Source organism: Mongoliibacter sp., assembly GCF_007692705.1.
Taxonomy (GTDB): Bacteria; Bacteroidota; Bacteroidia; order Cytophagales; family Cyclobacteriaceae; genus Mongoliibacter.
In genome coordinates, this window is sequence record NZ_REBN01000210.1 from 1 (window position 1) to 6,680 (window position 6,680).

5 protein-coding genes are annotated in these 6,680 nt (G+C 40.6%); 2 read left to right on the forward strand and 3 right to left on the reverse strand.

Going from position 1 to position 6,680, the window contains the following annotated elements; genetic code table 11:
• The 3 genes from EA341_RS14920 to EA341_RS19015 all read right to left on the reverse strand — a co-directional run.
• The coding region (locus EA341_RS14920) for a two-component regulator propeller domain-containing protein (RefSeq protein WP_293015956.1) at positions 1–566 on the reverse strand (566 nt) is incomplete at its 3' end.
• On the reverse strand, positions 559–1,272 hold the full coding sequence (locus EA341_RS14925) for a response regulator (RefSeq protein ID WP_293015958.1): 714 nt from the start codon (positions 1,270–1,272) through the stop codon (positions 559–561). The genes EA341_RS14920 and EA341_RS14925, both read right to left, overlap by 8 nt.
• A 209-nt stretch (positions 1,273–1,481) precedes the next feature.
• On the reverse strand, positions 1,482–3,005 hold the full coding sequence (locus EA341_RS19015) for a zinc-binding dehydrogenase (RefSeq protein ID WP_367127602.1): 1,524 nt from the start codon (positions 3,003–3,005) through the stop codon (positions 1,482–1,484).
• A gap of 157 nt (positions 3,006–3,162) precedes the next feature.
• Between EA341_RS19015 and EA341_RS14940 the strand changes: the two genes are divergently transcribed.
• Both EA341_RS14940 and EA341_RS14945 read left to right on the forward strand, forming a co-directional pair.
• Entirely contained in the window at positions 3,163–4,551 is a 1,389-nt protein-coding gene (locus EA341_RS14940; RefSeq protein ID WP_293015959.1) for a dipeptidase, read from the forward strand.
• A gap of 129 nt (positions 4,552–4,680) precedes the next feature.
• The coding region (locus tag EA341_RS14945; RefSeq protein ID WP_293015960.1) for a cytochrome c biogenesis protein CcdA at positions 4,681–6,680 on the forward strand (2,000 nt) is incomplete at its 3' end.

The window sequence follows — 6,680 nt, forward strand, 5'->3', positions numbered from 1 at the left end:
CCCGATTCAAAAATAATTTCATAAACACCCTGACGATAGGTGGTGTAATAAAGGATATTATTATGCTGGAAAAAACCTGAAGTGTAATTCAAGGCAGGATCTCTCTTGGTTTGTGGCAGGGATTCAATTTCTCTGTCTTTCACATCGATGATGGAAATACCATTTTCTGTTCCTACCAATATCTTATCTTTATAAGGGTACAGGTGACGAATATGGTTGTCAATCAATCCATCAGATTGGTCAAATACTTGAAATTGCTTCCCGTCAAATAGGGTAACGCCACCTCCATAGCTACCAAACCACATTTGACCCAAGTGGTCTTCTGCTATTGCCCAGCAATTATCGAATGCCAATCCGTCAGAGGTGAAAAATGAAACTAAGACGCCATTTTCCATTTTTGCCAGCCCGTTCTCTGTGCCTATCCAAAGTATTCCCCTGGAATCCACAAAAAGAGCGCGTACAGCATTATTAGGCAGTCCCTCTACAGTTGTATAATGTTTAGAAGGGTATTGTTGTGCACAAACTAAATGTGAACAAAATAGCAAAAAGACAAAAAGACTACGCAAACTTCTGTATTTCGCTTTTTTTACGGGTTGAAACTGGAATTTCGTGTCCATTGATCATTTCCAAGGTTCCAGAGTTTCGGTTAAATCTTTTGATCTTGGTAATGCTGACCAAAAAGGATTGATGTATCCTGACAAACTTTTCTCTGGAAAGTTTACCTCCAATATAACTCAGTGATTTGGATACAAACAAGGGCTCTACAGCATCGGTGATAAATACTTTTGTGTAGTTCTTATCTGCCATGCAATAAATGATATTGTCATGTTGAATAAATTCCAACCCACCATTGGTAGAAAAGGCTGAAATTTCCAGTCTTCTACTTTTCGAAACCAAACTACCTTCCTCCTCTTTGAAATTACAATACCTTACAATGGTTTTTTGAAATTCCTGAATGTCTATTGGTTTCAGTAAATAGTCAAATGCATTGTGTTTGAAAGCCTCAATAGCGTAATCCTTATGGGCCGTGGTAAAGATGACATCAAAAGTCCTGTTTTCGAATAGTTCTAAAAGTGCAAAGCCAGATTGCCGGGGCATTTGGATATCCAGAAAAATCAAATCAGGCTCTTCATCCTGTAAAAAAGGGACGGCTTCATCCACAGAAGAACATTTTTTTACTACCTCAAAATTTCCTCCAAAATACTTGGTGAGAAGCATTTCCAAAGCATCCTGTGCATGGGGTTCATCGTCAATTATAATTGTAGTATACATGGTTGTGGTATTAGAGTAGGGCCCATGGGTGGTTAGACCTTGATTACTTGGTAAAGGTAATTGGCAACGATCAAACAAAAAATACCGTCTACAGGGTATATTTACCTTGATTTTGGCAATAAAATCCTCTAATTATCTAATATTTGCCCAATTAGCTAAAACTGTAAGCTTAATGAATCAAGTCAAAAAGGATGAAATATTTTTAAAAATCACATTCTAACCAGGCTGATCATCTCAGCCACGCACACTGGTTTGTCCGAGTGTGCTGAATACATCTCCGCCAACAAAAAGATTTTAGCAGAACCATCTGCATTCGTTTCTACTTTTTGAACAGATGCTTTAAGTTGAACTTGATCACCAGAATATAAAGGAGCGGGAAAGCGTACTTTATCTGTGCCATAGTTCAGCGCCATTTCTACTTGGTCCAATGGCAGCAGTTCATACATCAGTTTGGGAATAAGAGATAGTGTTAGGTATCCATGAGCGAGATTTTTACCCCCAGGCAATAATGTTTTCGCTTTTTCGGTATCTATATGAATCCATTGTAAGTCCTGGGTAGTTTCTGCGAATTTCTGAATTAAATCCTGACTGACTTTCAACCATGAGCTTTTACCCAAAGAACTTCCTTCAAGTTTTTTGAGATCCTCAATACTTCGTATGCTTTTGACAGGTGATTCGGATTTCTCCATATCGCCTTTCATTTCTTTTGTGGCTTTTTTGTCTTCGGATCGGTTTTGGTCTTCTGCTAATAATTCAATACTGACATTCACCACAGCCTTCCCTACCACTTTTCTATCCATCATCTCTTGCAAAGCTTGAGGGGCTTCTTTCAGAGGATAGGTTTTATAAATGTGCTGTTGAATTTTACCTGACTGGATCATGCCCACCAGTTCCATAAGGTTTTGCTGGCTTTCTTTGGGTTCTTCTGAAGAAAACCTCCCCCAAAAAACGCCCATTACTGCACAACCTTTAAGTAAAGCGAGGTTGAAGGGCAGCTTGGGTATATCACCTGCTGCAAAGCCAACCACCAAATAGCGCCCTTTCCAAGCCATACTTCTCAGGGCAGGTTCTGCATATTTGTCTCCTACAACATCAAGAATGACGTCCACTCCTTTGCCATCTGTAAGTGATTTTACCCTTTCCTTAAGGTCCTCTGTTTCGTAATTGATTGTAAAATCAGCACCTTTTTCCTTACAAAAAGAAAGCTTTTCTGCTGTAGATGCAGCAGCAATTACTGTAGCACCCATTACTTTTCCCAATTCCACTGCGGCCAAGCCCACTCCTCCCGAAGCACCCAAAACCAAGAGAGTTTCCCCTTTTTTCAATTGCGCACGATTTTTTAGTGCGTGATAGGAAGTACCAAAGGTGTACAAGGTAGAAGAAGCGGTGATAAAGTCCATTTGTGCTGGAATAGGAAAAACACGGTCAGCTTCTACTTTTACTTTTTCTGCAAAGCCTCCCCACCCGCATAGTGCCAAAACCTTTTGCCCTTCTTTCAGGTGTTTTACCCCAGAACCTACTTTCTCCACTATTCCAGACACTTCTCCTCCTGGAGAAAATGGTAATTCCGGTTTGAACTGATATTTATTTTGAATGATGAGTACATCTGGAAAATTGACCGCGCAGGCTGCCACCTTGATCAATACTTCTTTTTCTCCGGCAACAGGATCTGCTGCTTCAGAAAATTCAAGTTTTTCGGGTCCTCCAAATTCTTTACATAGTATGGCTTTCATCTGTATCTTTCTCTATTTCTTGTCGAAAATTAAGGGTAAAATAGGCAATTCTTTAATTATAGCGTAATTTTGAGGCCATATCAAAGCATAAATCCTGCGAACACTTGGCTGGAAGCTTTTATGCAACTTTGAATTTAATACCTAATCCAATTATTTTATGTCAGTAGAAAAATATATAGCCTCCAATAAAGACAGATTTCTGGAAGAGCTTTTGGAACTTTTGAGAATTCCTTCAGTCAGTGCAGATCCCAAATTCAAAGAGGATGTATTCAAAGCAGCTGAATTTGTCAAAGAAAGCCTTCAAAAAGCAGGTGCAGATGAGGTAGAAGTTTGTCAGACGGCAGGATATCCTATTGTTTATGGAGAAAAAATAGTAGACCCAAATCTTCCGACTGTATTGGTATATGGACATTATGATGTGCAGCCTGCGGATCCATATGAGCTTTGGGATTCTCCTCCTTTTGAGCCAGTGATCAAAAAGACGGAAAGACATCCTGATGGGGCCATTTTTGCAAGAGGTTCTGCGGATGATAAGGGGCAGTTTTACATGCATGTCAAGGCATTTGAAGCGATGATGTCTAATGATGCCTTGCCCTGTAATATCAAATTTATGATTGAAGGAGAGGAAGAAGTGGGCTCCGAAAACCTGGATATTTTTGTAAAAGAAAACAAGGAAAAGTTGAAAGCTGATGTGGTCTTGGTTTCTGATACCCATATGATTTCACTCAAAGACCCTTCAGTTACTGTTGGTTTAAGAGGACTGGCCTATATGCAGGTAGAAGTTACAGGGCCAAATAGAGACCTTCATTCCGGTACTTATGGTGGAGCAGTGGGTAATCCTATCAATATTCTTTGCAAAATGATTGCCTCTCTGCAAGATGAGAACAACCACATTACCATTCCAGGCTTTTATGACAAGGTGGAAACTTACTCCAAAGAATATAGACAAGCCCTGAATGAAGCACCATTTGACTTGGAAGCATATAAAAAGGAACTTGATATAGACGATGTGCATGGCGAAGCAGGTTATTCTACCATTGAGAGGGTAGGCATACGTCCAACACTTGATGTAAATGGTATCTGGGGAGGATATACAGGCGAGGGAGCCAAAACAGTACTTCCTTCTAAGGCTTATGCCAAAATTTCCATGAGACTGGTTCCGGATCAGGACCATAAAGAAATCGCCAAATTATTTGAGTCGCACTTCAAGTCAATCGCTCCAAAATCAGTAAAAGTAAAGGTTATCCCGCATCATGGAGGAGCACCTGCTGTAGTCTCTACAGATACGCCCGGATATAGGGCAGCTGATTTGGCAGTACAGGATGTTTTCGGAAAAAGTGCAATCCCTACACGTGAAGGTGGTTCAATCCCTATATGCTCCCTTTTCCAGCAAGAACTTGGATTAGATCCTATTCTATTGGGGTTTGGATTAGATACAGATGCCCTGCATTCTCCAAATGAGCATTATGGCGTAAAAAATTATTTTATGGGCATAGAGACCATTGCAGCTTTCTTCAAGAGATTCAAGGAAGAAGTCACAAAATAGACTTAAATAAAGTCAATCTCCGGAAATCAAGTAATTGTTTCCGGAGATTTATCCTTAAACACCCCGATTCCGGTGAACTAAACCGCTGATTTCTTCATTATAAATCCTGAGAATACAAATCCGCCCGAAATGTCAACATACATTAAGTCTTCTTTGGTTTTAACTTTCCTATTGCTGATCAATTCATTGGCTTTTGCCCAGCTTATCGCTCCCCCAAATTGGGATATTGACTTTGAGAGCAAGGACCTAAAAATAGGAGATGAAACCAAGATTGTTTTTAAAGCGCAGATACCCAAAGACTGGTATATCTACAGCAATGATTTTGATCCGGATCTTGGGCCTATGTTAACGGAATTGAATGTGGATAAGTCTACAGGCTTTGAATTGGTGGGGGAGTTGAAGGCTGTTAATCCCAAGTCTAAGTTTGATGAAATATGGGAGGGAGAGGTTACCTATTTTGAAGGAACTGGTACTTTTGAACAAAGGATAAAAATCACAGGAAACAACATTTCACTAGAAGGGTTTTTGGGTTATCAAATGTGTACAGATGTCACTGGACAATGTATTCCGTTTGATGAGGATTTTCAATTAACTGCCAGGGCAAGCGGAACAGCATCAACTCAGGATGATCAAACTGAAGGACTTCCGATTAATGAGGAATTGGAGGAAGAAACTCAGACCCCGCAGGATAAAATCGAAGATCAAATAGAGGAAAGATCCTTCATCAATTTAGAAGATGAGGAAGATCAAGCAGGTCTCATGGGGTTTATGCTCGTGGCATTTTTGGCCGGTTTGGCTGCTCTTTTAACACCATGTGTATTTCCTATGATTCCGATGACAGTGACCTTTTTTACGGGGAGGTCTAAGTCACGAATCTCTGGAATCCGAAATGCGGCCATTTATGGGTTATCTATTATTGCCATTTATACCATTGCGGGAACCGCAGTGGCAGCCATTCAGGGACCTGAATTTGCCAATTGGTTATCAACACACTGGCTCCCCAATATCTTTTTCTTTCTGGTCTTTATTTTCTTTGCATTTGCCTTTTTGGGGATGTTCGAACTTACACTTCCTAGTGGATTTGTGAATAAAATAGATGCTAAGGCAGATAAGGGTGGGCTTACTGGAATTTTCTTTATGGCTTTTACTTTGGTTTTGGTCTCTTTTTCATGTACGGGTCCTATAGTGGGGTCTATTTTGATTAAAGCCGCTGGAGGTGATTTCCTCATGCCTATTGCGGGGATGTTTGCCTTCTCTTTGGCTTTTGCTATTCCTTTCACCCTCTTTGCAATCTTCCCGGAATGGTTGAATTCACTTCCAAAATCAGGTGGCTGGTTGAACTCTGTAAAAGTAGTTCTTGGTTTTCTGGAATTGGCATTGGCATTCAAATTCCTTTCAGTAGCCGACCAAGTTTATCATTGGGGATTATTGGATAGGGACATTTACATTGCCATTTGGATTGTGATATTTGCTTTGCTAGGGTTTTATCTTTTGGGGAAAATCCGGACCAAGCACGATTCCCCTATGGATTACATCGGGGTGCCAAGGTTGATGTTGGCCATTACAACTTTTGTTTTTGTAGTTTACCTGATTCCAGGACTTTGGGGAGCACCGCTTAAGGCTCTTTCCGGTTACTTGCCACCTATGGCAACACACGATTTTAACATTACTGAAAATAGGGGGGTAGCGGTTGGTTCAGAAAGTCAATTGGATGATATTCCTAAGTATGCGGATTTCCTTCATTTCCCACATGGGATTCAGGGCTACTTTGATTATGATCAGGCATTAGCTGCAGCAAAAAGAGCAGGGAAGCCTTTGTTTATTGATTTTACGGGTCACGGCTGTGTCAATTGCAGGGAAATGGAAGCACGCGTATGGTCCGAAACTCCTGTATTGCAAAGGCTTAATGAGGACTTTGTGATGGTGGCACTGTACATCGACGAGCGTCTTGAATTGCCAGAGTCGGAATGGTACACTTCCGAATATGACGGAAAGGTCAAGAAGACCATAGGCAAGCAAAATGCAGATTTTCAGATTACAAGATTCAATAACAATGCACAGCCTTATTATGTCATTCTGGACCATAACGAAGAGCTTCTAGTCCGGCCAAAAGCCTATGATACCAATGT

Coding starts and splice junctions, on each gene's coding strand:
- EA341_RS14925 (WP_293015958.1), bottom strand. CDS start 1,272: ATGTATACTACAATTATAATTGACGATGAACCCCATGCACAGGATGCT.
- EA341_RS14940 (WP_293015959.1), top strand. CDS start 3,163: ATGTCAGTAGAAAAATATATAGCCTCCAATAAAGACAGATTTCTGGAA.
- EA341_RS19015 (WP_367127602.1), bottom strand. CDS start 3,005: ATGAAAGCCATACTATGTAAAGAATTTGGAGGACCCGAAAAACTTGAA.